Origin of the sequence: Anaerophilus nitritigenes (assembly GCF_004138215.1) — a bacterium.
Lineage (GTDB): Bacteria > Bacillota > Clostridia > Peptostreptococcales > Thermotaleaceae > Anaerophilus > Anaerophilus nitritogenes.
In genome coordinates this window covers 1-23108 of the sequence record NZ_RYYS01000066.1, presented here as the reverse complement: position 1 = coordinate 23108, position 23108 = coordinate 1, and the positions used below count along the sequence as shown (strand labels likewise).

20 protein-coding genes, 1 tRNA gene and 1 other annotated feature are annotated in these 23108 nt (G+C 29.9%); of the genes, 20 read left to right on the top strand and 1 reads right to left on the bottom strand.

Annotated elements, in window-relative coordinates; all coding sequences use genetic code 11:
- From EK368_RS10460 to EK368_RS10440, 5 genes are all read left to right on the top strand, one after another.
- A partial coding sequence (locus EK368_RS10460) for an NEAT domain-containing protein (RefSeq protein WP_202976467.1) occupies positions 1 to 1351 on the top strand: 1351 nt, incomplete at its 5' end.
- Positions 1341 to 1925 carry an NEAT domain-containing protein gene (locus tag EK368_RS10455; protein ID WP_129599452.1) on the top strand — a complete coding sequence of 195 codons (585 nt, stop codon included), beginning with the start codon at positions 1341 to 1343 and terminating at the stop codon, positions 1923 to 1925. The genes EK368_RS10460 and EK368_RS10455, both read left to right, overlap by 11 nt.
- A 111-nt stretch (positions 1926 to 2036) precedes the next feature.
- Positions 2037 to 2927, top strand: a complete 891-nt coding sequence (gene isdE, locus EK368_RS10450; RefSeq protein ID WP_129599449.1) for a heme ABC transporter substrate-binding protein IsdE — start codon at positions 2037 to 2039, stop codon at positions 2925 to 2927.
- 19 nt (positions 2928 to 2946) lie between these two features.
- Complete coding sequence (locus EK368_RS10445) at positions 2947 to 3942, top strand: FecCD family ABC transporter permease (RefSeq protein WP_129599446.1); 996 nt, start codon at positions 2947 to 2949, stop codon at positions 3940 to 3942.
- Entirely contained in the window at positions 3935 to 4723 is a 789-nt protein-coding gene (locus EK368_RS10440; protein ID WP_129599443.1) for an ABC transporter ATP-binding protein, read from the top strand. Before EK368_RS10445 ends, EK368_RS10440 begins: the two co-directional genes overlap by 8 nt.
- A 194-nt stretch (positions 4724 to 4917) precedes the next feature.
- Here EK368_RS10440 and EK368_RS10435 read toward each other — a convergent pair whose 3' ends face one another.
- Entirely contained in the window at positions 4918 to 8619 is a 3702-nt protein-coding gene (locus tag EK368_RS10435) for a cobaltochelatase subunit CobN (RefSeq protein WP_129599440.1), read from the bottom strand.
- Positions 8620 to 8725: 106 nt separating this feature from the next.
- Between EK368_RS10435 and EK368_RS10430 the strand changes: the two genes are divergently transcribed.
- From EK368_RS10430 to EK368_RS10360, 15 genes are all read left to right on the top strand, one after another.
- Entirely contained in the window at positions 8726 to 9754 is a 1029-nt protein-coding gene (locus EK368_RS10430) for a magnesium chelatase ATPase subunit I (protein WP_129599437.1), read from the top strand.
- Positions 9751 to 11613, top strand: coding sequence for a magnesium chelatase subunit D family protein (locus tag EK368_RS10425; RefSeq protein WP_202976466.1), 1863 nt, complete (start codon positions 9751 to 9753; stop codon positions 11611 to 11613). Before EK368_RS10430 ends, EK368_RS10425 begins: the two co-directional genes overlap by 4 nt.
- Before the next feature lie 38 nt (positions 11614 to 11651).
- Positions 11652 to 13151: a YbaK/EbsC family protein gene (locus EK368_RS10420; RefSeq protein WP_129599431.1), complete on the top strand. Its 1500-nt coding sequence runs from the start codon at positions 11652 to 11654 to the stop codon at positions 13149 to 13151.
- 94 nt (positions 13152 to 13245) lie between these two features.
- On the top strand, positions 13246 to 14724 hold the full coding sequence (gltX, locus tag EK368_RS10415) for a glutamate--tRNA ligase (protein ID WP_129599428.1): 1479 nt from the start codon (positions 13246 to 13248) through the stop codon (positions 14722 to 14724).
- Positions 14722 to 14935, top strand: a binding site (T-box leader). Its footprint overlaps the gene before it by 3 nt.
- Before the next feature lie 41 nt (positions 14936 to 14976).
- Positions 14977 to 15663 carry a serine O-acetyltransferase gene (gene cysE, locus EK368_RS10410; protein ID WP_129599425.1) on the top strand — a complete coding sequence of 229 codons (687 nt, stop codon included), beginning with the start codon at positions 14977 to 14979 and terminating at the stop codon, positions 15661 to 15663.
- Entirely contained in the window at positions 15650 to 17044 is a 1395-nt protein-coding gene (cysS, locus tag EK368_RS10405; protein WP_129599422.1) for a cysteine--tRNA ligase, read from the top strand. Before cysE ends, cysS begins: the two co-directional genes overlap by 14 nt.
- Before the next feature lie 116 nt (positions 17045 to 17160).
- A complete protein-coding gene (locus tag EK368_RS10400) occupies positions 17161 to 18816 on the top strand; it encodes a glutamine--tRNA ligase/YqeY domain fusion protein (protein ID WP_129599419.1) in 1656 nt (551 codons plus the stop codon).
- 153 nt (positions 18817 to 18969) lie between these two features.
- The gene (locus EK368_RS10395) at positions 18970 to 19389 is read left to right on the top strand and encodes a Mini-ribonuclease 3 (protein WP_129599417.1); all 420 of its coding nucleotides are present in this window, start codon (positions 18970 to 18972) and stop codon (positions 19387 to 19389) included.
- A gap of 20 nt (positions 19390 to 19409) precedes the next feature.
- Positions 19410 to 19763, top strand: coding sequence for a hypothetical protein (locus EK368_RS10390; protein WP_129599413.1), 354 nt, complete (start codon positions 19410 to 19412; stop codon positions 19761 to 19763).
- An 11-nt stretch (positions 19764 to 19774) separates the two neighbouring features.
- Entirely contained in the window at positions 19775 to 20536 is a 762-nt protein-coding gene (thyX, locus tag EK368_RS10385) for an FAD-dependent thymidylate synthase (RefSeq protein ID WP_129599411.1), read from the top strand.
- Positions 20537 to 20575: 39 nt separating this feature from the next.
- On the top strand, positions 20576 to 21313 hold the full coding sequence (rlmB, locus tag EK368_RS10380; RefSeq protein ID WP_129599408.1) for a 23S rRNA (guanosine(2251)-2'-O)-methyltransferase RlmB: 738 nt from the start codon (positions 20576 to 20578) through the stop codon (positions 21311 to 21313).
- A 12-nt stretch (positions 21314 to 21325) separates the two neighbouring features.
- Positions 21326 to 21841: an NYN domain-containing protein gene (locus tag EK368_RS10375; protein WP_129599406.1), complete on the top strand. Its 516-nt coding sequence runs from the start codon at positions 21326 to 21328 to the stop codon at positions 21839 to 21841.
- Positions 21842 to 21967: 126 nt separating this feature from the next.
- Positions 21968 to 22609, top strand: coding sequence for an RNA polymerase sporulation sigma factor SigH (gene sigH / locus EK368_RS10370; protein WP_423243544.1), 642 nt, complete (start codon positions 21968 to 21970; stop codon positions 22607 to 22609).
- Between the two features lie 82 nt (positions 22610 to 22691).
- Positions 22692 to 22768 (top strand) — tRNA-Thr (locus tag EK368_RS10365).
- Positions 22769 to 22859: 91 nt separating this feature from the next.
- The coding region (locus EK368_RS10360; protein ID WP_243109403.1) for a GTP-binding protein at positions 22860 to 23108 on the top strand (249 nt) is incomplete at its 3' end.

Here is a 23108-nt window from a genome sequence, read left to right as displayed (position 1 = left end):
AGTAGTACCAAATAAAGAAACATTAAAATTCATCAAAGAAGATATAGAAGAAGAAAAGCCAGATGGTAATAACAACAACACAGGTAACAATGGAAATATCAATGAAGGTGAAGATGGTTTATACAAAATAAAAATTAAAACTTTAAAAGAAAATGATAACTCAGAATCTATGGCAATTACATTTTTAAGCGAAGAAGCAATTTATGAAGTAAAAAATGGTAAAAGATACATAAAATTTGTTTTAATACGTAGTGACTGGATGAAAGATAAAGAAGTATTTGTAGATGGAAAAAAAGTTAATTATGATCTTTCAACGATAAAAGAATATGATGGAAAGAATGAAGAAGGAAAAGATAAAATAGATAGCATGATTAAATTTGAAATTCCAAGTTTAGATTCTAAAATAGAGTGTAAAATGACTATTATACCAATAGGTAATATACGAGTAGCTTTTAGACTTATTCCACAAAAAAGTACACTTACAAAAACAGAAAGTGATCATATTCATTACAATTCATCAAAAGGACGAGATAATGTAAAAATAGAAATAGATAAAGATGGAATATATGGAGTAGATCTTAAACTTGTCAATGAAAAGGGCGAAGAAGCGTCACAAGTAAAAGAATATATAGGACAAAAGGCTAACATCAAAGTAAAAGATTCAAAAAAACATATGAAAATGCTTCTTAAGAGAAGTCAAGAGATAAAAAATATTAAAGCAATAGTAGAGGGAAAAGATGTAGAACATAAGATTGAAGAAATTAAAAAAGATGAGGACGGAAGAATAGTGAGTACTATTCAATTTGAGATTGCAAGTTTAGATTCAAAAATAAAATTAGAAATGGATATAGCAGGTAAACAAAATAAAAAACTTATATTACAAGTTATACCTAAAAAGGAAAGTATTGTTATAAAAGAAAAAGATGATTTTGAATATGATATGAATGAATCTTCAAAGATTAATTTAGAAGAAAACGGTATATATGAAGCAAAGGTTGAAATATTAAAAGAAATTAATGATCATTCAGAAATGGCGAAACCATATTTAGGAGAAAATATAAGACTTAGAGTAGAAGATAAAAAAACATATATGACAGTATTTTTTGAAAAAAGCGAAGAAATAAAAGATCTAACAGTATTTGTGGATTGGTCAAGTGTAAAATATGAGTGGAAAGATACAGAACATAGGGAAGTAGAATTTGAGATTCCAAATATTGACTCTAAATTTAGATTGCATATGAATGTAGAGTCTGTCAAAAATAAAAGACTTGAGTTTAGTATTAGCCCTAAAAAAGAAACGTTCAAAGTGAAAGATCAAAAAAATAAAGGAGAGAATAATAATGAAAAATAAAATTTTTAAAATATGCACGGTAACTTTTGTAGTGGGAGCTTTATTATTGACATATACCCAAGTCTTTGCTCAAAAAACTCAAGTGAATACAGTAAATGCAACAAAAAAAGTGATCGAAAAGGAGCCTTTAAAGGTAGGTAAATATACAGTAACGGTTGATGCACTTAAGATAAATGAAGATGAATTATCTATAGCAGGTCAATATATGGATGCACAAGCTGTTTTAGAAGTAACAAAAGATAAAAAAAATAAAGAAAAAAGATATGTAGAATTAAAGCTTACAAGAAGTGACTGGATGAAAAATATTAAAGTAATGGTAAATGGAAAAAAGGTAGATCATACTAGTAAAGTAACAAAAACATATAAAGAAAAAAATGATGAAGGAAAAAACAAAACAGAAAGTACTATTAGATTTGAAATTTCAAATATGGATTCAAAAATTAAGTTAGGTATGACTGTTGTTCCTATGGGAAATGCAGATGTGGAATTTAGAGTACAGCTACAAGATGATATTACTAAATTAGAGGAGAAACCAGTAGTAAACCCTTCTACTACAACAAAAAAGAAAAAATAGCAGATAAAAATTTTTACAAATAAAAATAATTAGTTTTGAATTATAACTCTGTTTTAAGAAAATTGATATTTTCTTAAAACGGAGTTTATTCATAGACAAAGGGGGATATCTGTGAAAAAAATTTTATCCATAATTATGATTTTCATGATGAGTATGATGTTTGTTGCTTGTAGTGCAAAAGGAGCACAAGTAAATTCTAAAAAAACAGAACAAAAAAAGATAGTAAGAATCGTTGCAGGAAGTGTAGCAGTAGCCGAGATGTTAGCAAAGCTAGATATAAAAATGGTAGGAAGACCAAGTACTCAATATGGCATATCTGATCAAATAAAAGATCTTCCAGAGATTGGCTTACCTATCAATCCTGATTTAGAAAAAATTAGAAGCTTAAGATCTGATATATTTATTACTTCTAGTGCCATTCAAGAATTAATAGGAAATAAGTTTGAACAAAATGGAATTAACACTAGGTATTGTGATTTGAATTCTTATGATTCAGTAAAAGATACAATAAAAGAACTGTCTATTGAATTTAATAAAGAAGAAAATGGGAAAAAATTAATTGAAGAATTTGAAAAAAAAGAAAAAGATATATTAAAAGATATAGATCCTAATAAAAAACTAAAGGTTATGATCTTATTTGGGGCACCAGGGCACTTTATGCTTGCTACTGAAAATTGTTTTACAGGAAGTTTAATTAATAAATTAGGAGCAGAAAATATTACATCACAAATTAAATCAAAATATAAAGGAGCTTATGTACCTTTTTCATTAGAGGTAGCATTAAAGGAAAATCCAGATATTATTTTTAGAATGTATCATGGTTATGTAGACGAAGCAAAAAAACAAGTGGCAGAGGAATTTGAAAAAAATCCTCAATGGAAAAAATTTAAAGCTGTAAAAGAAAATAAAATCTATGATTTAGATCCAAATGATTTTGGAGTGACAGGGGATATAGATTCAACCAAATCTTTAGAAAAAATGAAAGAATATCTATACAAATAATAAAGAAAATGGTGAAAATATGAAAAATAAAAAAGAAAAGAGAAAAATATGGATAATATGTTTTAGCTTGATTTTTCTAGGAATCTTAATAGTAGGAACCATTGGAGTAGGAAGCATAGATATATCTGTTGGAGAAATCATAGATACTTTTTTAGGAAAAGGTGATGAAATAAATGATAGCATTATTATGGATATGAGATTGCCTAGAATTCTATTGGCAGTATTTGTAGGAGCAAGCTTATCTATATCAGGAGCCTTGCTTCAATCTGTTATGAGAAATCCATTGGCTGATCCTGGAATTACAGGGGTTTCCTCGGGAGGAAGTTTAGCAGCTATTTTAATGATGTTATATTTTCCACAGTTTTATAGATTGTTGCCGCTTATGTCTTTTTTAGGAGCCATGCTTGCGTGTGGATTGGTATTTATTTTATCATGGGACAATGGAATTAAACCTATACGAGTGATTTTATCAGGAGTAGCCATCAATGCTATGTTTGCAGGAGCAACTTCTTTATTAGCCATTATGAATAGTGACAAGATTCAAGGAGTTTTATTATGGATCAATGGAAGCATTGCCTATAGAGGATGGAGAGAAGTAAGCTACTTTTTACCTTATTGTATTGTAGGGCTTATATTAGCTTTATTTTGTATTCGAGGAGCAAATCTTTTAGCTCTAGGAGATGATGTAGCTACGAATTTAGGTATGAATGTAAATAGAGCAAGAATATGCATATCTTTAGTTGCAGTGTTTTTGGCAGGAATTAGTACTTCTGCTGTAGGGATTATAGGATTTATAGGAATTATTGTTCCCCATGTATGTAGACTTATTGTAGGATCTGATTATAAATATTTAATTCCTATGAGTACGATTTTAGGAGGAATCATACTTCTTTTAGCAGATACTTTAGCTAGATATATTGCAAGACCTATAGAATTACCTGTAGGGGTAATGATGGCTATGATAGGTTGTCCATTCTTCTTATTTCTTCTAAGGAGGCGAAAATATAGTGCTTAAAGTTAATGATTTTAAAGTAGGATATGATGGAAAAATGATTGTAAAAGATTTTAATTTACATGTAAAAAAGGGAGAGATTATTACAATCATAGGACCGAATGGTTCAGGAAAGTCAACAGTCTTAAAGGCGATAGGGAGATTGTTAAAGCCTATGAGTGGAACTATTTATTTAGACAAACAATTGCTTTGGAAGATGAATGGAAAAGAAATAGCAAAAGAGATGGCATGTCTTTCTCAACATAATATAGCCCCTGAGGATATGACAATAAGGAAGATCGTAAGCTTTGGTAGAAATCCTCATAAAGCATGGTTTGAGGGGGTAAGTAAAAAAGATGAAGAAATTATAGATTGGGCTATAGAAAAAACAAATTTAAAATCTATGCAAAACAAAAAAATGATACATATATCAGGAGGAGAAAGCCAAAGGGCATGGATTGCAATGGCTCTTGCACAACAGCCAAAGATTTTATTATTAGATGAACCTACAACTTATTTAGATATCAATAACCAAATAGAGATATTAGAGCTTGTGAAAGAATTAAATGAAAAATTAAAGCTTACCGTAATTATGGTTCTTCATGATTTAAATCAAGCAGCCAAATACAGTGATGAAGTCATTGTACTTAAAAATGGAGAGATTAAGGCTTTAGGAAAACCAGAAGAAATATTAAACCAGAATTTAATCAAAGAAATTTACAACGTAGAGATGAATATATTGAAAAATCAATTTGGAGAAAAAATTATATTGATTCCTAAAAAAATTTATGCAAAAGATGCATAGAAGTTCAAGTTGCTATTGATGGGATAGAAAGATTAGATATGTATTTTGGAAGATATTTACCACAATTAAAGCATCTATACATGATTTTATAGAAAGTCTTCCATATCAGACAAAGTATATGTGATGCACAAAGGAAAGATACAAAAAAGAGCTGTGGCTCTCTATTAAACAGAAGCTAGAGCATAACTCTAGCTTTATCTATCCTCGATATCACCTTCTAGTTCTAAAAAGGATTTTTGAAGTTCGTAGATTTGCTGATCTGTAGCATGAAAGTAGCCTCTTTGATTATATTCAAGCATTTGTTTGATCATCTCAAGATAAGCATGGGGATTGTTTTCTTTGAGTTTATTTTTCAAAGATTCATCCGCTATATATTGGTTATAAAGTGAATGGTATACCCATTGATCTATTTTATTTGTAGTAGCTGCAAGCCCTTGTATATTTTCAAACCTTTTAGCAATAGATGAAGCACCATGATATTTGTGTTTGAGCATTTCATCAATCCATTTTGGATTGAGAAGTCGAGTCCTAATACCCCTTTCTATTGATTTTTCAACTTTTTCAGTTTCTATATATTCTGTTGTAGTATCAGAAATAAAAACTTCACTTTTTTGTCCTCTTGTGATTTCAACAGATTTAGATAAGCCTCCAAAGAATTCATAATAATGATCTAAATCTACAATTTCATATTCATGATTATTTCTTACTTGTGATATCAATTCGATCATGGATAAATTTTTCTCATATAGATTTTTAAAATGTACACCATGATGATTTTTACTATAAACATGCTTCATACTATCTATAAAGCTTTTGCCTAGTTCTAATTCTTCTTGCCAGTTTTTTTCTTTTATCAAAGAAGTAATATTGGTTCCATATTCTGCTTGGCTAGGACCAAATATTCTAGATTGTGCTAATTCCATAGCAGTATCTTTTTCATATCTTTCTTTTATTAATTTATCATATAATTTTTTTGTATTCATATGAAAGTAATTGAAGTTATTTTCATCTCCTAAAGCATCAATTTCTTTGAAAATTTCATTTAAAATAATAATAATATTTTCAAACATATCTCTGAAAAATCCACATATATGAACTACAACATCTATTCTAGGTCTATGTAATTCTTCTATTGGAATAATTTCAAATTCAGGCTCCCATACATTATTATTTTCTTTCATTTTAACACCAAGATAGTATAAAATTTGTCCTATGGTTTCACCTTGAGTACGGCAAGCTTCTAATCCCCATAATATCACAGATGTTACCTTTGGATATTCTCCATGTAAATTTTTATAAGCATTTAAAGTGTTTTGAGCGATTTTTTGTCCTCTAAGCATTGCAATAGAAGATGGCACAAATCTACTGTCAAATTGATATAAATTATAGCCAGATGGTAATACACTAGGATTTTTCATAGGATCTCCTGCTATTTTAGCTTGTAGATACTCGCCATTTAAAACTTTTAGGAGACCTTTTTTTTCGTGATTTTGATTGATTTGATTACATATATTAAATCCGTATTCAAAAGTTTCTTTGATATTATTGCCATATGTTTGAATTAAATTTTTATCAAGGCTAGAGTTAAAATTTATATGATTTAAAATATAATTTACTTCTTCATCTAATAATTTCAGTTTGCAAATATTATTTTCATTTATAATTTTATCGTAGTCTAAGTTATTTTTTTCAGCAACAATTCTTCTTAGGGATTTAATTTCTCCTCTATCATATTTAAGTAAAGATGATAAAAACTCCATTAATTCTTCATTGGAATAGGGTTTACCAAAGACGTGTAGCCCTCTTGGGATAAGGGATGATTTCATTTTATATAATTCTTTTTCAATCCAATCTAAATCTTTTTCAAAATGTAAAGAATCAGAGATTTTAAATATTTCTTTTAATAGATCCTCACAGGAAGCAAGGGATATATGTAATGCTTCATAATATTGTGCAATAAGATCTTCAAGCTTTGTATATTCTTCATATAAATTGGCTGTTGTAAAAATAGGAGGTTGATAACTTACTAAAACAGCATGAGATCTTCTCTTTGCAGTCATTGCCTCTGCTGGATTTCCACAATAATATAAATAAGCATGAGGAATATCATCTATTAAATAATCAGAGTAACAAGTATGACTCATACCACATTCTTTTCCTGGTAACAGTTCCAATGTACCATGAGTACCTACATGAAGGATAATGTCTGCATGAAAATCATCTTTTAACCATTTATAAAAGGCTAAATATTGATGATGCGGGGTGGTATTCTTATCATGATATAGGTTGCTTTCATCATCTTTAGTTCCTTTTGAAGGTTGAAGTCCTATAAAAATATTTTCATTGATGATTCCAGGAATCAAAAAATCTTTTTCTGTACACATAATTGTTCCAGGGGCATCTCCCCAATAGTTTATGATATCCTTCATAAGAGGAAAATCTTTTGTACTTTGTATATATTTTTGAGTAGGATAATGAATGTAGCTTTGCTTTTCGTAATAGTACTTAGGAGAATTTACTAATCCTTTATTTAAAAAAGTATCCATTAATTCTTTAGAGCTAAGATTATTTAATTGATAACCTTCTTCTTTTAAAGTTTTTAAAATTTCAGATATAGACTTAAAGGTATCTAAGTATGCAGCATGAAATAGATGATCTTCTCCAGGAGGATAATTATACCCTATGATGGCTACTTTCTTATTAGAATTATCTTTTCTTTGAAGATCAATCCAATTTTTTACACGACGGACTAATTTCTCTACACGATCGTCCATGCAATCGATTTCGTTTAATTGTATATTGAGATTTTTATTTAATCCTTTTGAATAAATTGCACCAATAGGATAAGTTTCGATAACACCATCCATTTCAGGAAGCATAATAGATAGTATAAATTCAGAGCTAGTGATTCGATCCTTTGAATTTTTCCAATCATCAATAGTTGTTCTAGAAAGAAAGAAAGGATGTAATATAGGTACATTTAATTCTTCAAATAAATTTACCATCTCCTGAGCGTCACCTCCCATTGGACCGGCTCCAATTCTAAAGGATAAAAAGCTGAGGATGATGTTAACTTTTTTATCATATGAATGAAGAAGCTTTTTAATTTCTTTAAGATTATGTCCAGATGTTTTTGTAAAACCTATAGGAACTATATTACCTAGGGGTCTAAGCTTATTAACTATTTTTTCAATGGCAGTTGAGCAATCGTTAGGATAAGTATGTCCATAAAAAAGTATTCCGATATTTGGTTTTTCTAAATCGTATCCATAAAGATTCACATAAGAAAGATAGTCTTGATAAAATCGTCTATCATAAGGATCGCATATGCCAACATCCATAAGTTCAATAGGTTCTTGAGGAATATAAATAGACGGCTTTCCACCATAAAATTTAAGAAGTAAACAAAGCATGCTCTCAAGTTGATCTTGTGATGCATTTTTAAAATATTTGACAATATGCGAAAGATTTCTTATATCTCTTATTTTTCCAGGAATTACTTTTCCTAATTTTTCAGCCATAGATATCATTTTTTGTATTTTTTTCATATCAGGTTTTTTATCAGATTTCATCATTTTATCATTAGGTTTAAAACTTCCCAATCGTATAAAAGATCTTCCAGATCCACCTATGGGAATAACATGTCCATTGTAATTTTCTAATGCATCATATACAGCTTCTACGATTGGCTTTGGACTACCCATTAAATCTACAATGACAGCATGTGAGGAGAGAATATCTTTTTTTACAGTATATAATTCATCATCAGAAAAGTTTGAAGTGGCATAATAAAGTGCTACTTCAATAAAATTATTTATTTGAGAGTCTATTTTACTCAGTATAGAAGAAATATTTGTAATGACAGTTGTAGAAACAGTTAAAATGCAAAGTTTCATCAAAATAACCTCCGTTTATATATTTACTTTCAAACATTTACATTATATTCTAATATATGGGATCAATCAAGAAAATCAGACAGGATTAAAAAAGGAGAAAAGAAAAATGAACAAAAATATATATCCATTTACAGCTATTGTAGGTCAAGAAAAAATGAAAAAAGCACTTATACTCAATGTAATTAACCCCAAAATAGGAGGAGTATTGATTCGAGGGGAAAAAGGGACAGCTAAATCAACAGCAGTAAGAGCATTGGTAGAAGTATTACCAACAAAAGAGGTAGTAAAGGATTGTAAGTTTAATTGTGAATTAGATAGAAAAAATGAAATTTGTGAAGAATGTAGAGAAAAAATAAATCGTAATAAAATAGATACAGAAATTAGAAAAATGAAAGTAGTAGAACTTCCAATTGGCTGTACCGAGGATCGTGCCATTGGAACATTAGATATTGAATATGCAATTCAAACTGGAGAAAAAAAGTTTGAAGCAGGTATTTTAGCACAAGCTAATGGAAATTTACTTTATGTAGATGAAGTAAATTTATTAAATGATCATATTGTAGATGTTTTATTAGATGTTGCTGCAATGGGTGTGAATCATATAGAAAGAGAAGGAATATCTTATTCACATCCATCTCATTTTATTTTAATAGGAACTATGAATCCAGAGGAAGGAGATTTAAGACCACAACTTCTTGATCGATTTGGACTAGTTGTAGACGTGTTTGGAGAAAGGAATGTAGAGGATCGAGTAAAAGTGATTCAAAGAAGATTATTATTTGAAAAAGCTCCTCATGAATTTATAGATTTATATAAAGAAGAACAAATTCAATTATCTCAAAAAATTGAAAAAGCAAAAGAACTATTGAATAAAGTGAGAATAAAAGATGAATTATTATCTTTGACAGCTGAAATTACAATTGAATTGGGGGTAGATGGTCATCGTGCTGATATTACTATGATTAAAACTGCAAAAACTATAGCTGCTCTTAACAACAAAGAAGAAGTAATTAGAGAAGATATATTAGAAGCAGCAGAGTTTGTTTTGCCACATAGAATGAGAACTCTACCTTTTGAAGAAGGAGTACTAAGTAAGGATTCGTTGAAAAAATGGATAGAGGGAGAAAATCGATGAACAAAAGGATATATCCATTTACAGCTATTGTAGGAATGGAAAAAGTAAAGAAAGCTTTGATCCTAAATATGATCCATCCACAAATTGGAGGAGTCTTACTAGCAGGAGAAAAAGGTACTGCAAAATCAACGATTGTAAGAGCACTAGGACAATTAATGAAGAACAAAAAAATAATTACTTTACCTTTGGGAACTACAGAAGATCGATTGATTGGGAGTATCAATATGAAAGATGCCATGATAAAAGGAAGTAAAAATTTTGAGCCGGGAATATTATACAAAGCTCATGAAAATATTTTGTATGTAGATGAAGTTAATTTATTGTCAGAAACATTAATCAATACTATTTTAGATGTGGCATCATCTAAAGTAAATAGAGTAGAAAGAGAAGGAATTTCTTATACGCATCCTTGTGAATTTATTTTAATAGGAACTATGAATCCAGAAGAAGGAACTCTAAAACCTCAATTATTAGATAGATTTGGTTTGTATGTAGAGGTTAAAGGAGAAAAAGAAAAAGAAAATAGGATAAAAATTATAAAAAGAAGATTAGAGTATGAGAAGAATCCTGTTATTTTTTACAATAAATTTTTAACAGAAGAGAAAAATTTAAAAGACCATATTTTAAGAGCTAAAAAGAAACTTAAAGATATTTATATGTCTAATGAAATCTTAAAAAAGATTGCAAAGATTAATATAGAAGGAAATACAGCAGGACATAGAGGTGATTTAGTATTATCAATGGCATCAATGGCAAATGCTATCTATCGCAATAAAGACCAAGTAAGTTTTGAAGATATAGAAGCTACCATTGATATTTCTTTAGCTCATAGACTTAGAATGCCTCCTAAAAAGCCAAAACAGGATGTAGATGATCTCAATAACCGAAATTCAAAATCTCAATCAGAAGATCACAATCATCACTTAAAAAATGATAAAAATAGATCCGTAGATTGCAACAAAGATTTATCTAGTGGTATCGATCAATATAAATCTAATCTTACATCGATAGAAAAAGAATTTGTCATTGGAGATGTATTTGATGCTAGTAGGATTATGAGAAATATTCAAGATAGAAAAACAAGAAAATATGGAAGTGGGCGGAGAAGTAAAACAAAAATATCTTCTCATATAGGTAGATATATTGGATACAAAGTTCCAAATGGAAAGATCTATGATATTGCACTAGATGCTACCCTTCGTGCTGCAGCTCCATATCAAAAGTTAAGAGAAAAAAATGGGATGGCTTTTATCATTAAAAAAGAGGATATTAGAGAAAAAATCAGAGAACAAAGAGTTGGAAATACTATTTTATTTGTGGTAGATGCCAGTGGATCTATGGGAATTGAAAAAAGAATGATAGAATCTAAAGGAGCTGTATTATCTTTACTAAAGGATGCTTATCAAAAAAGAGATAGGGTAGGTATGATGACTTTTAGAGGACATGAAACATCTGTAATACTACCACCTACTAGAAGTGTAGAGCTTGCTTATAAGTATTTAAAGGATATAAAGGTAGGAGGGAAAACACCTTTAGCTTTAGGACTAAAAAAGAGTGTAGAGTATATAAATCACTTGAAAGTAAGGGATAATGAAATCATGCCAATGATCGTTATTTTATCAGATGGGCGTGGAAACGTCACAATCAAAGGCAAAGATCCTTTACAAGAAGTTTTTAGGATAGCAAAAGAATTACAAAATGAAAAAATTAAATTTATAGTAGTAGATACAGAAACTGGATTTTTAAGACTAGGCTTAGCTAAAAAATTAAGTGATATTCTTTTGGCAGATTATTTTAAACTTGATGATCTAAATCATAAGGGTTTAGGACAATTGATTCGAGGATCTTCAATGGTTTAAAATTAAATGTTTAAATTTTATAAAAAGAAGGGGATTTTATGAAATTATCTAATGTATATATACATACTTGTAAAGAAATTTCTTCAGAAGTAGAGAAAATATCAGAAAGAAATCTCATAAAAGCAGGAATGATTAAAAAAGTATCTGGAGCATATGCTTATTTGCCACTAGGATATAAAATATTAAATCGTATTCAAAGAATGGTTAAAAAAATATTGAATGAAGATGGATTCCAAGAAATATTATTTTTAGGAAATAAAGATAGTTTTTTTAAAAAAGTTAAAAAAGATATGAAAAAAGATAAAGTATTTTTTTATCAAGTAGAACAAGTGATTCCTTCTAGGGAAAATAAAAGGGGAAGTATTCTTATAAAAGGAGAAGTATTTTATAAAAATTTAAAAGATATGAAAAAAGATTTTTTACTTATTGAAGATTTATGTGTTAAAGTGTTAAAAAAATGTGGAGTAAATGGAGAAAAGATTAAAGATATTCACAATCAAGAAGAAATCATTTCATCTATTATAGGAGTTTCTTCTAAAGAAGGTAAAGAAAATATAGTAACGTGTTCCTGTGGATATAAGGCTACTCAAAGATATGCACCTTGTACAGAAGAAAGCTTAGAGGATGAAGAAGAACTTTGTATGGAAAAAGTGTATACTCCAAATGTAAAAACTATTGATCAGCTTATAAATTTTTTTGGAATTACTTCTAAAAAACTAATAAAGTGTCTTTTATTAAAGAATCAAAAAAACTTTATAGCAGCTTTTGTGAGAGGAGATCGAGAGCTAAATTTGGCAAAATTAGAAAGAGCCTTAGGATTTTCTTACAGAGAACTTGCTTTTTTAAATGAAGAAGAAGTAGAAAAATTAACGCATGCAAAGGCTGGATTTGCAGGACCTATAGGTCTGAAAAATACAATCATTGTAGTGGATCATGAAGTAACTTGTCTGAAAAATGCAGTAGCAGGAGCCAATGAAACAGATTTTCATATAAAAAATATCAATTATAAAAGAGATTTTAACGCAGATTATATACTAGATATAAGAAATATAGAAAAAGAGGATAGTTGTATAGATTGTGGGAAAAGAATCAGTGTATATCCATATATGGATATGGGAAGAATTCAAAAAGAGAAAGATAAAATTTGTTTTTCATTAGATATTACAGCTATCTTATCTACAGTAGCATCTATTTATTATGATGAAGATGGACTTAGGTGGCCTATTTCTTTATCTCCTTATCCTGTCATGATTTCAATTTTAAATATGAATGATCAAGATCAAATTGATTTTGCAAACAAAATATATGAAAAATTAAATAAAGAAAATATAGAAGTACTCTTAGATGATCGAAATGAAAAAGTAGGTGTAAAATTTAAAGATGCACAGCTTTTAGGAATGCCTATTCAAATTATAGTAGGAAGAAAAGTGAAAGATAATATAGTAGAATATAAAATAAGAGGAAAAGAAGATAAAAAAGAGTTAACATATAATGAATTATTTTTTCAAATACAAAAAGATTTAGGAATATTTATGTAAAAAATAAAAAGAGTATACAATGTATTTTCTTGATTATAAAACTTTTTTTAGATATAATAAGTGAATATAAACAGTGTAATGGGAGGGTAAGATAATGACAGTAAGAGTTAGGTTTGCACCAAGTCCTACAGGATTTGTACATATAGGAAGCTTAAGAACTGCTCTTTATAATTATTTATTTGCAAAGCAACAAGGCGGAAAGTATATTCTGAGAGTAGAAGATACAGATAGAACAAGATATGTAGAGGGAGCTATTGAAAATATGATCAATGCTCTAAAATGGGCGGGAGTTGAGCATGATGAGGGAGTTGTACTAGAAAATGGAAAACTTACTCAAAAAGGAGAATATGGTCCTTATATTCAATCTGAAAGACTGGATATTTATAAAAAATATGTAGATGAATTAATAGAAAAAGGACATGCCTATTATTGTTTTTGTTCAAAGGAAAGACTAGATGAAGTAAGAGAAGAACAAAAAAATAATGGACAAACTCCCAAATATGATGGACATTGTAGAGATATTTCTATAGAAGATGCGAAAAAAAGAATTGAAGCTGGAGAAGAATATGTTATTCGTCTCAAACTTCCTTATGATTATAATATAAGTTTTTATGATGTGATTAGAGGAAATGTAGTAGTAAATACGAATGATTTAGACGATCAAGTTCTTATGAAGACGGATGGATTTCCAACATATCATTTTGCAGTAGTAATTGATGATCATTTAATGAAAATCACTCATGTAATCAGAGGAGAAGAATGGATTATTTCTACTCCAAAGCATGTATATCTATATGAAGTCTTTGGATGGGAAGCTCCTAAATTTGTACACCTTCCAAATATACTAAATAAAGATCGAAAAAAATTAAGTAAAAGGCAAGGAGATGTGGCAGCGGAAGATTTTAGAAAAAAAGGATATCTTGCACAAGGACTTGTAAATTACTTAGCCTTAGTAGGGTGGAGTCCTGAAGACAATCAAGAAATTTTTTCTATGGAAGAATTGATAGAGAAGTTTTCACTAGAGAGAGTATCTAAAAGTGGTGGAGTATTTGATGTAGATAAATTAAACTGGATCAATAGTCATTATATGAAGGAAGCTTCTTCTGAAGAATTAGTAAAGATATGTATTCCTTATTTGATAGAAGAAGGATACATTAAAGAAGAAGAAGTAAAAGAAAAATATGAGTGGCTTAAAGATATGGTAACTGTTTTAAAAGAACGTATTGCTTATGGAAAAGAAATTGTACAAAAAGTGGATATCTTCTTTAAAACAGAAATTCATCCACGAGACGAAGAAGCAAAAGAAATATTAAAATTAGAACATCTTCCTCATTTACTCGAAGTATTTAAAGAAAAGGTAGAAAAAGCAGAAAGTGTTGATGAAGTATTTGGAAAAGCTGTATTTAAAGAAATACAAAAGGAAACTGGATACAAAGGAAAAAATCTATTTATGCCTATTCGTGTAGCTTTAACAGGAGAAGTCCATGGACCAGATCTTCCTCTTATGATTAAAGTTTTAGGTAAACAAAATATGTTATCTCGCATAGAATATGTAATAAAAAATTTATTATAAAATGCATGGATTAGGAGAGTAAGTTTAAAAAAGCTGACAGAGAAAAGCTATCATAGGCTGAAAGTAGCTTAAGTATTTTTTAAACCCAAGTGCACCTAGGAGCAGCTGTCCGAAAATAAGTAGGAACAGACGACTTGCCTCGTTATAGGCAAAAAAGCTGAAGGGATTACCCTTAAGCAGAGTGGAACCGCGAAAAAACTTCGTCTCTGTAAAGAGACGAAGTTTTTTATTTTTTAGAAAGGAGAATGGGCTATGATAAAATTTATTAAACAAATTAATGAAGATATACAAGCAGTTTTAGACAGAGATCCTGCTGCAAGAAGTAAAATAGAAGTACTTCTTTGTTACCCGTCCATTCATAGTATTATCAGTCATAGAGTTGCTCATAGTTTATACAAAAGAGGTTTTGTAGTTTTAGCAAGACTGATTTCTCAAATCAGTAGATTTTTTACAGGTATAGAGATTCATCCTGGGGCTACAATTGGTAGACGATTATTTATAGACCATGGAATGGGTGTTGTGATTGGGGAGACTGCTGAAGTGGGAAATGATGTGACTATTTATCAAGGAGCTACTTTAGGAGGAACAGGAAAAGAAAAAGGAAAAAGGCATCCTACTATTGGGGATAATGTAGTGATTAGTAGTGGAGCCAAAGTATTAGGACCTTTTAAAGTAGGAGATAACTCTAAAATAGGTTCAGGATCTGTAGTATTAAAAGAAGTACCTCCCAATTGTACAGTAGTGGGTGTTCCTGGTAGAATAGTGGTAAAGGATAATATAAAAATTAGAAGTATGCATAAACCAGAGATTGATTTAGATCAGGTTCATCTTCCAGATCCAATTATGCAGGAGTTAGATTGTTTATTTAAAAGAATTAGTGTTTTAGAGAAACAAATTATGAAAACTCAGGAAGGGGAAAGAAAAGATGAAAATTTATAATACACTTACAAGAAAAAAGGAAGAATTTATTCCTATAGATGAAAAGGAAGTAAAAATATATGCTTGTGGACCTACAGTATATAATTATTTTCATATAGGAAATGCAAGACCTTTTGTAGTATTTGACACTTTAAGAAGATACCTTGAATATAGAGGATATAAAGTAAAGTTTGTACAAAATTTTACAGATGTAGACGATAAAATTATAAATAGAGGAAAGGAAGAGGGAATAACTCCTGGTGAAGTAAGTGAAAAATATATAAAAGAGTATTTTAAGGATGCTCAAAGCATTGGAGTCAAAAAAGCGGATATTCATCCAAAAGTAACAGAAACTATGGAGGACATTATAAAGTTTGTACATGATCTTGTGAAAAAAGGATATGCCTATGAAGTGGATGGAGATGTATATTTTGATACTTCTAAATTTGAAGAATATGGGAAATTATCAAAACAAAGTATTGAAGATTTAGAAGCAGGAGCAAGAATTGAAGTTAAAGATATAAAGAAAAGTCCTATGGATTTTGCTTTGTGGAAAAATCAAAAGGCAGAAGAAATTGCTTGGGATAGTCCATGGGGAAAAGGAAGACCAGGTTGGCATATAGAGTGTTCTGTTATGTCTACTAAATATTTAGGAGAAACTATAGATATTCATGGGGGGGGACAAGATTTGATTTTCCCTCATCATGAAAATGAAATCGCTCAAAGTGAAGCTTGTACTGGAAAACCATTTGCAAAATACTGGATGCATAATGGATATATCACCATTAACAACGAAAAAATGTCTAAGTCGAAAGGAAATTTCTTTACAGTAAGAGATATCATAAAGGATTTTGATGGGGAAGTAGTAAGATTCTTTCTATTATCTGCTCAATATAGAAATCCTATTAATTTTAGTAGAGAATTAATGGAGCAAGGAAAAAGTGGACTTGAGAGATTGTATCACGCAAAGAATAATTTAAGTCATCTTCTAGATCATACAAAAGGAAATATGAGTGAAGAAGAAAAAGAAATATTTAAAGGATATGAAAAGTATAAAGAAAAATTTATAAGCTCAATGGATGATGATTTAAATACTGCAGATGCAATAGCTTCTGTCTTTGAATTGGTAAAAGAATTAAATTCTACCATGAATATAGATCATTCAAAGGAATTTATACAAAAGAGCTATGATTTATTTATGGAGCTTGTAGGAGTACTTGGGCTTTTACAAAAAGAAGAAAAAAGTTTAGATGAAGAAATAGAAAAATTAGTACATGATAGACAAGAAGCTAGAAAAAATAAAGATTATGCATTAGCAGATAAAATCAGAGATGATTTAAAATTAAGAGGAATTATTTTAGAAGATACTCCTCAAGGAGTAAAATGGCATATACAAAACTAAATGGTTGAATGATATAAGTTGTAGGATTTTTTTGAAATATTTATGAGAATGAGTTATAATTATACCTAAAAAAGAAAAAATGTAATAAAGGAAAGAATCAGAAAGGTTGTGTATCAATGGAAAATCATACTCCATCAAATTTTATTAAAAATATTATTATGGATGATTTGAAAACTGGAAAACATAAAGAAATTATTACTCGTTTTCCACCAGAACCTAACGGATACTTGCATATCGGTCATGCAAAATCAATCTGCTTAAATTTTGGATTGGCAGATGAATTTAAAGGAAAGACAAACCTACGCTTTGATGATACCAACCCAGTCAAAGAAGATACAGAATATGTAGAGTCTATCAAAGAAGATGTAAAATGGTTGGGATTTGAATGGGATGATTTGTATTTTGCATCGGATTATTTTGATGAAATGTATAAAAGAGCCATTTTATTGATCAAAAAAGGAAAAGCTTATGTATGTGATTTATCAGCAGAAGAAATAAGGACATATAGAGGAACACTGAAACAACCAGGAAAGGAAAGTCCTTATAGAAATAGATCCATAGAGGAAAATTTAACTTTATTTGAAAAAATGAAGGATGGAGAATTTAAAGATGGCGAAAAAGTATTAAGAGCAAAAATTGATATGGCATCTCCTAATTTAAATATGAGAGATCCTGTAATTTACAGAATTGCTCATGCTACACATCATAATACACAAGATAAATGGTGCCTTTATCCTATGTATGATTTTGCACATCCACTAGAAGATGCTATTGAAGATATTACCCATTCTATTTGTACATTAGAATTTGAAGATCATAGACCTTTATATGATTGGGTAGTAAAAGAATGCGAAATGGAAAGTACTCCGCAACAAATTGAATTTGCAAGATTAGATATGACAAACACTGTAATGAGCAAAAGAAAATTAAAACAACTCGTAGATGAAGGTTATGTAGATGGATGGGATGATCCGAGGATGCCTACTATTTCAGGGCTGAGAAGAAGAGGGTTTACTCCAGAATCTATTAGAAATTTTGCAAAGGAAATAGGAGTATCTAAAAGCAATAGTAAAGTAGATTATCAAATGCTAGAACATTTTATTAGAGAAGATTTAAAGTTAAAAGCACCAAGAACGATGGGGATATTAAGACCTCTTAAAGTAGTAATTACAAATTATCCTGCTGATGAAGTAGAAATGCTTGATGCAGAGAACAATCCTGAGAATCTAGAAATGGGTATGAGACAAATTCCTTTTTCAAGAGAAATATATATTGAACAAGAAGACTTTATGGAAAATCCTCCTAAAAAGTATTTTAGATTATTTCCAGGAAACGAAGTAAGACTAAAACATGCTTATTTTATCACATGCAATGAAGTAATTAAGGATGAAGATGGAAATGTTATAGAAATTCATTGTACTTATGATGCTAAGACAAAAAGTGGAACTGGTTTTACAGAAAGAAAAGTGAAGGGAACAATTCATTGGGTAGATGCAAAAAATGCTATTCCTGCTGAATTTAGGCTGTATGAACCTCTTATTTTAGATGAAGATCTAACAGATGAAAAAACATTTTTAGAGTGTGTAAATCCAAATTCATTAGAAATCCTTAATGGATTTGTAGAGCCCAACATGAAAAATGTAAAAGGGCAAGACAAGTTTCAATTTTTCAGACATGGATATTTTAATGTGGATTCTAAATATACTACAAACGAAAGAATAGTATTTAATCGCATTGTTTCATTGAAAAGTTCCTTTAAGTTTAATAAATAAACAAAATCCCCATCTTAAAGATGGGGATTTGAGTTTGTATTTGTAATAAAAAGCAATTATTTCCCGAGAAATAATGAAAAGTTGAAAATTTCTTTTCTCATTTTGAAAATTATAGTATGATTGATTAGAGAATAAAAAAAGGTAGGGTTGTAGATGGAAAAAAATTTTTTTGATAAAGATATTTGCGAAGAAGAAGTGGGCTTGATTCCTCCTTTGGTATTAGCTTATATAGGAGATGCAGTGTATGAAGTTTATGTCAGAAGATATACGATGAGTCATTATAAAAAAAATGTCAATTATCTTCATAAGATGAGTACTAAATTTGTACAAGCAAAATCACAGGCTAAAATTGTACATGATTTGGAAGAAGAACTAAGTGAAGAAGAATGGACAATTGTCAAAAAAGGGAGAAATCAAAAATCTAGTTCGGTACCTAAAAATGCATGTCTTACAGATTATAAATATGCTACAGGATTTGAAGCTTTGATTGGATATTTGTATCTGAATAAAAATATAACTAGATTAGAAGAAATCATTCAAAGAGGGATAGAGATTATAGAAAAATTACTATAAGTAGAAAGCAGGTGTATCTTTTGACGAGAAGAGAAAAATTTATGATTTATATGATTCCTTTGCTTTTGATTATATTAATCTCTAAATCTTTGTTCTTTGATGAAATAAAAGTGACTGGAGATGCTTTGAAGTTTAAAAATTTTGTAGAGAAAGAAGTACAAATAAATGAAGAATATAATAGTATATTTCAAAAAATAGGAATTTCTCAATATAGAGTTGTTTCTATAAAAAAAATAAAAGATACAGGAAAATCTATTGTTGATGAAAAAAGAAATATAGAAATTTCAGGAGAGTATCAAGGAAAAGTGAGAGGATATTTATTTAATCTATTTCCTTACAAAGAATTTCGTATTAAGAGTAATTGGACTAAATGAGGAGGAGAAAAATGAAAGTAGAACTTATTCAATATACACCAGAGCCAGAAAAGGTTGTAGCAGCAGCTGCAAAACTTTGTTACTCAAAAGTAGGTGTTGATGAAATTATGGAAGGTTTAACAGATGAAAAAACAAGTAAATTTTTAAATATGTTAATGGAACTGGGACATACATCTACTATTGAACATGTGAATTTTACTTTTGCAGCAGAAGGAGTAAGTAGAGTTTTAACTCATCAGCTTGTAAGACATAGAATTGCATCTTATTCACAACAATCTCAAAGATATGTAAAGTTAGATCAATTTGAATATATTATACCTCCAAGTATAGAAAAAATTCCACAAGCAAAGAAAATGTTCATAGAAACCATGGAAGAGGATCAAAAAAAATATAATAAATTGGTAGAAATTCTTCAGAAACAACACTATGAAAGCTTATTACAAAGTGGAAAAACAGAAAAAGAAGCAAAGAGAGTATCGGAAAAAATGGCTATTGAAGATAGCAGATATGTTTTTCCAAACGCCTGTGAGACGAAGATTGTATTTACTATGAATGCAAGAACACTTCTTAACTTTTTTCACCATAGATGTTGCGAAAGAGCACAGTGGGAAATTAGAGAATTATCAACACAAATGTTAAAGCTTGTGAGAAAAGTTGCTCCTACTCTTTTTAAATATGCAGGACCAGGATGTTTGTATAAAGCTTGTCCTGAAGGAAACATGAGTTGTGGAAAATCAGATGAAGTAAGGGAGAAATTTCATACATTATCATAAATTGGGCAAAATAAAAGAAAATTATAAAAGAGGTGGACTATGTTAGATAAAATAGAAGGAAGAAATCCAGTCATAGAAGCTTTAAAATCAGATAGAGAAATAGATAAGATTATGATTTTAAAGGGAGCAGAAGGATCAGTAAAAAAAATTATTGGTATGGCAAAGGATAAAAATGTAGTTATTTCATATGTAGAAAAGCAAAAGCTTGATCAAATTTCAGAATCTCATGCCCATCAAGGGGTCATTGCCTTTGTGGCAGCTCACAAATATTCTGATTTAGAAGATATTTTTAAAAAAGCGGAAACAAAAGGAGAAGACCCGTTTATCATTATTTTAGATGAAATTACAGATCCTCATAATTTAGGTTCTATCATAAGAACTGCAAATGCATCAGGTGCTCATGGAGTAATTATTCCTAAAAGAAGAGCGGTAGGGCTTACAGGAGTTGTAGCAAAGACTTCAGCTGGAGCTATTGAATATGTTCCTGTATGTAAGGTGTCTAACATTGCTCAAACTATAGATGCACTAAAGGATAGGGGTGTATGGATAGCAGGAGCAGATATGGATGGAAAGAAAAAGTATCATGAAGAAAATTTAACAGGAAAAATTGCTTTAGTCATTGGAAGTGAAGGAAAAGGAATTTCAAGACTTATAAAAGAAAAGTGTGATTTTTTAGTAAATATACCTATGAAAGGAGAAGTTAGCTCTTTGAATGCATCTATTGCAGCTTCTATACTTATGTATGAAGTGACTAGACAAAGAGAGGGGAAAGAATAAGGTGAGTAAGATTTGAACAATTTTTTATTGATAGACGGCTATAATGTAATTAATGCGTGGCCAGATCTAAAAGAAATAGGAAGAAAAAATTTAGAGGACGCTAGAGATGTATTGATTCATAAACTAGTAGACTATAAGCATTATACAGGGTATTCTGTGATGATTGTATTTGATGCTCACTATGTAAAGGGGAATTATGGGAAAAATATTTTTGTAAAAGGTATAGAAGTAGTTTTTACAAAAGAAAATCAAACGGCTGATTCTTATATTGAAAAAAAAGTAGAAGAACTTATGAAACATAGAAAAAATAAAGTTGTTGTTGCAACTTCAGATTGGGCAGAACAACAAGTAGTTTTAGGAAGTGGTGCGATCAGAATTTCTGCCAGGGAATTAAGTATTGAATTGAATAGAGTGATTCAAAAAATTTATAAAAAAACTTCAGAACCAAAACAGATCAGATCTATCCTTCAAGATCGAATTGATGAGAAAATTGTAGAAAAACTAGAAAGATGGCGTAGAAATCAATGATTTGCTTGACGATTGTCTATGTGTTAAGTTATAATGAATGTACAATTTACACTGAAAATTTTGTATTTTGCATACGAGAAAATGATAGAATAAAAGAAAAAAGTTCTGGAGGAGATGTTGGTGGGAATAAGTGAGGTGTATAACCAGCTGGGAGAGAAAACGGAAATGCTCATAGATGAGGAAGTAGTTGAAGATGCGAGACGTGGGAGTATAGGAGCTCAAGAATATTTAATTAAAAAGTATAAAAATTTTGTTCGAGCAAAAGCTAGATCTTATTTTTTGATTGGAGCAGATCGAGAAGATATTATACAAGAGGGAATGATAGGACTATTTAAAGCAATTCGTGATTTTAAGCCAGACAAGCTTTCTTCCTTCAGGGCTTTTGCAGAACTATGTATTACAAGGCAAATTATTACAGCTATTAAAACAGCTACAAGACAAAAACATATTCCTCTAAATTCTTATATATCTTTAAATAAGCCTATATATGATGAAGAATCAGATAGAACTCTTTTAGACATTATATCTGGAGCAAAAATTTCTGACCCAGAAGAATTGATTATATCTAGAGAGGAATTAGCTCATATTGAATCTAAAATAGGAGAAATATTAAGTGACCTAGAATGGACTGTTCTTATGTACTATCTACAGGGGAGATCTTACCAAGAAATGGCGGTAGAATTAGATAGACATGTAAAATCCATTGATAATGCATTGCAACGAGTAAAGAGAAAATTAGAAAGATATCTTGAAATAAGAGGAAGTTAAAAATATGAAAAAATAGAAATGAATACAAAGTAAAAACTATTGACTTCCTTTAAATAAAATAGTAAAATAAATATTGGTGAGTGCCCATGTGGCTCAGCAGGTTAGAGCGTCGCCTTGGTAAGGCGGAGATCGGCGGTTCAAATCCGCTCGTGGGCTCCAATCTCATTCTAGATACATAGATACACCCGGATGAGTTTACTTTAAACTTTTAAATAATAATTGAAATAAATCACATGAGGAGGAGAAAAAAATGGCAAAAACTAAATTTGAAAGAAGCAAACCTCACGTAAATATAGGAACGATAGGTCACGTAGACCATGGTAAAACAACTTTGACAGCAGCGATTACAACAACATTAAATACTAGATACGGAACAGGATCAGCGGTAGCATTTGATAACATTGATAAAGCACCAGAAGAAAAAGAAAGAGGAATTACAATTTCAACATCACACGTTGAGTATGAAACACCAAACAGACACTACGCACACGTAGACTGT

What these genes read in the sequence shown, in the direction of transcription:
- EK368_RS10455 (WP_129599452.1), top strand. Translation starts at nt 1,341, where the DNA reads ATGAAAAATAAAATTTTTAAAATATGCACGGTAACTTTTGTAGTGGGA.
- EK368_RS10445 (WP_129599446.1), top strand. Translation starts at nt 2,947, where the DNA reads ATGAAAAATAAAAAAGAAAAGAGAAAAATATGGATAATATGTTTTAGC.
- EK368_RS10435 (WP_129599440.1), bottom strand. Translation starts at nt 8,619, where the DNA reads ATGAAACTTTGCATTTTAACTGTTTCTACAACTGTCATTACAAATATT.
- EK368_RS10430 (WP_129599437.1), top strand. Translation starts at nt 8,726, where the DNA reads ATGAACAAAAATATATATCCATTTACAGCTATTGTAGGTCAAGAAAAA.
- EK368_RS10425 (WP_202976466.1), top strand. Translation starts at nt 9,751, where the DNA reads ATGAACAAAAGGATATATCCATTTACAGCTATTGTAGGAATGGAAAAA.
- EK368_RS10420 (WP_129599431.1), top strand. Translation starts at nt 11,652, where the DNA reads ATGAAATTATCTAATGTATATATACATACTTGTAAAGAAATTTCTTCA.
- gltX (WP_129599428.1), top strand. Translation starts at nt 13,246, where the DNA reads ATGACAGTAAGAGTTAGGTTTGCACCAAGTCCTACAGGATTTGTACAT.
- cysE (WP_129599425.1), top strand. Translation starts at nt 14,977, where the DNA reads ATGATAAAATTTATTAAACAAATTAATGAAGATATACAAGCAGTTTTA.
- cysS (WP_129599422.1), top strand. Translation starts at nt 15,650, where the DNA reads ATGAAAATTTATAATACACTTACAAGAAAAAAGGAAGAATTTATTCCT.
- EK368_RS10400 (WP_129599419.1), top strand. Translation starts at nt 17,161, where the DNA reads ATGGAAAATCATACTCCATCAAATTTTATTAAAAATATTATTATGGAT.
- EK368_RS10395 (WP_129599417.1), top strand. Translation starts at nt 18,970, where the DNA reads ATGGAAAAAAATTTTTTTGATAAAGATATTTGCGAAGAAGAAGTGGGC.
- thyX (WP_129599411.1), top strand. Translation starts at nt 19,775, where the DNA reads ATGAAAGTAGAACTTATTCAATATACACCAGAGCCAGAAAAGGTTGTA.
- rlmB (WP_129599408.1), top strand. Translation starts at nt 20,576, where the DNA reads ATGTTAGATAAAATAGAAGGAAGAAATCCAGTCATAGAAGCTTTAAAA.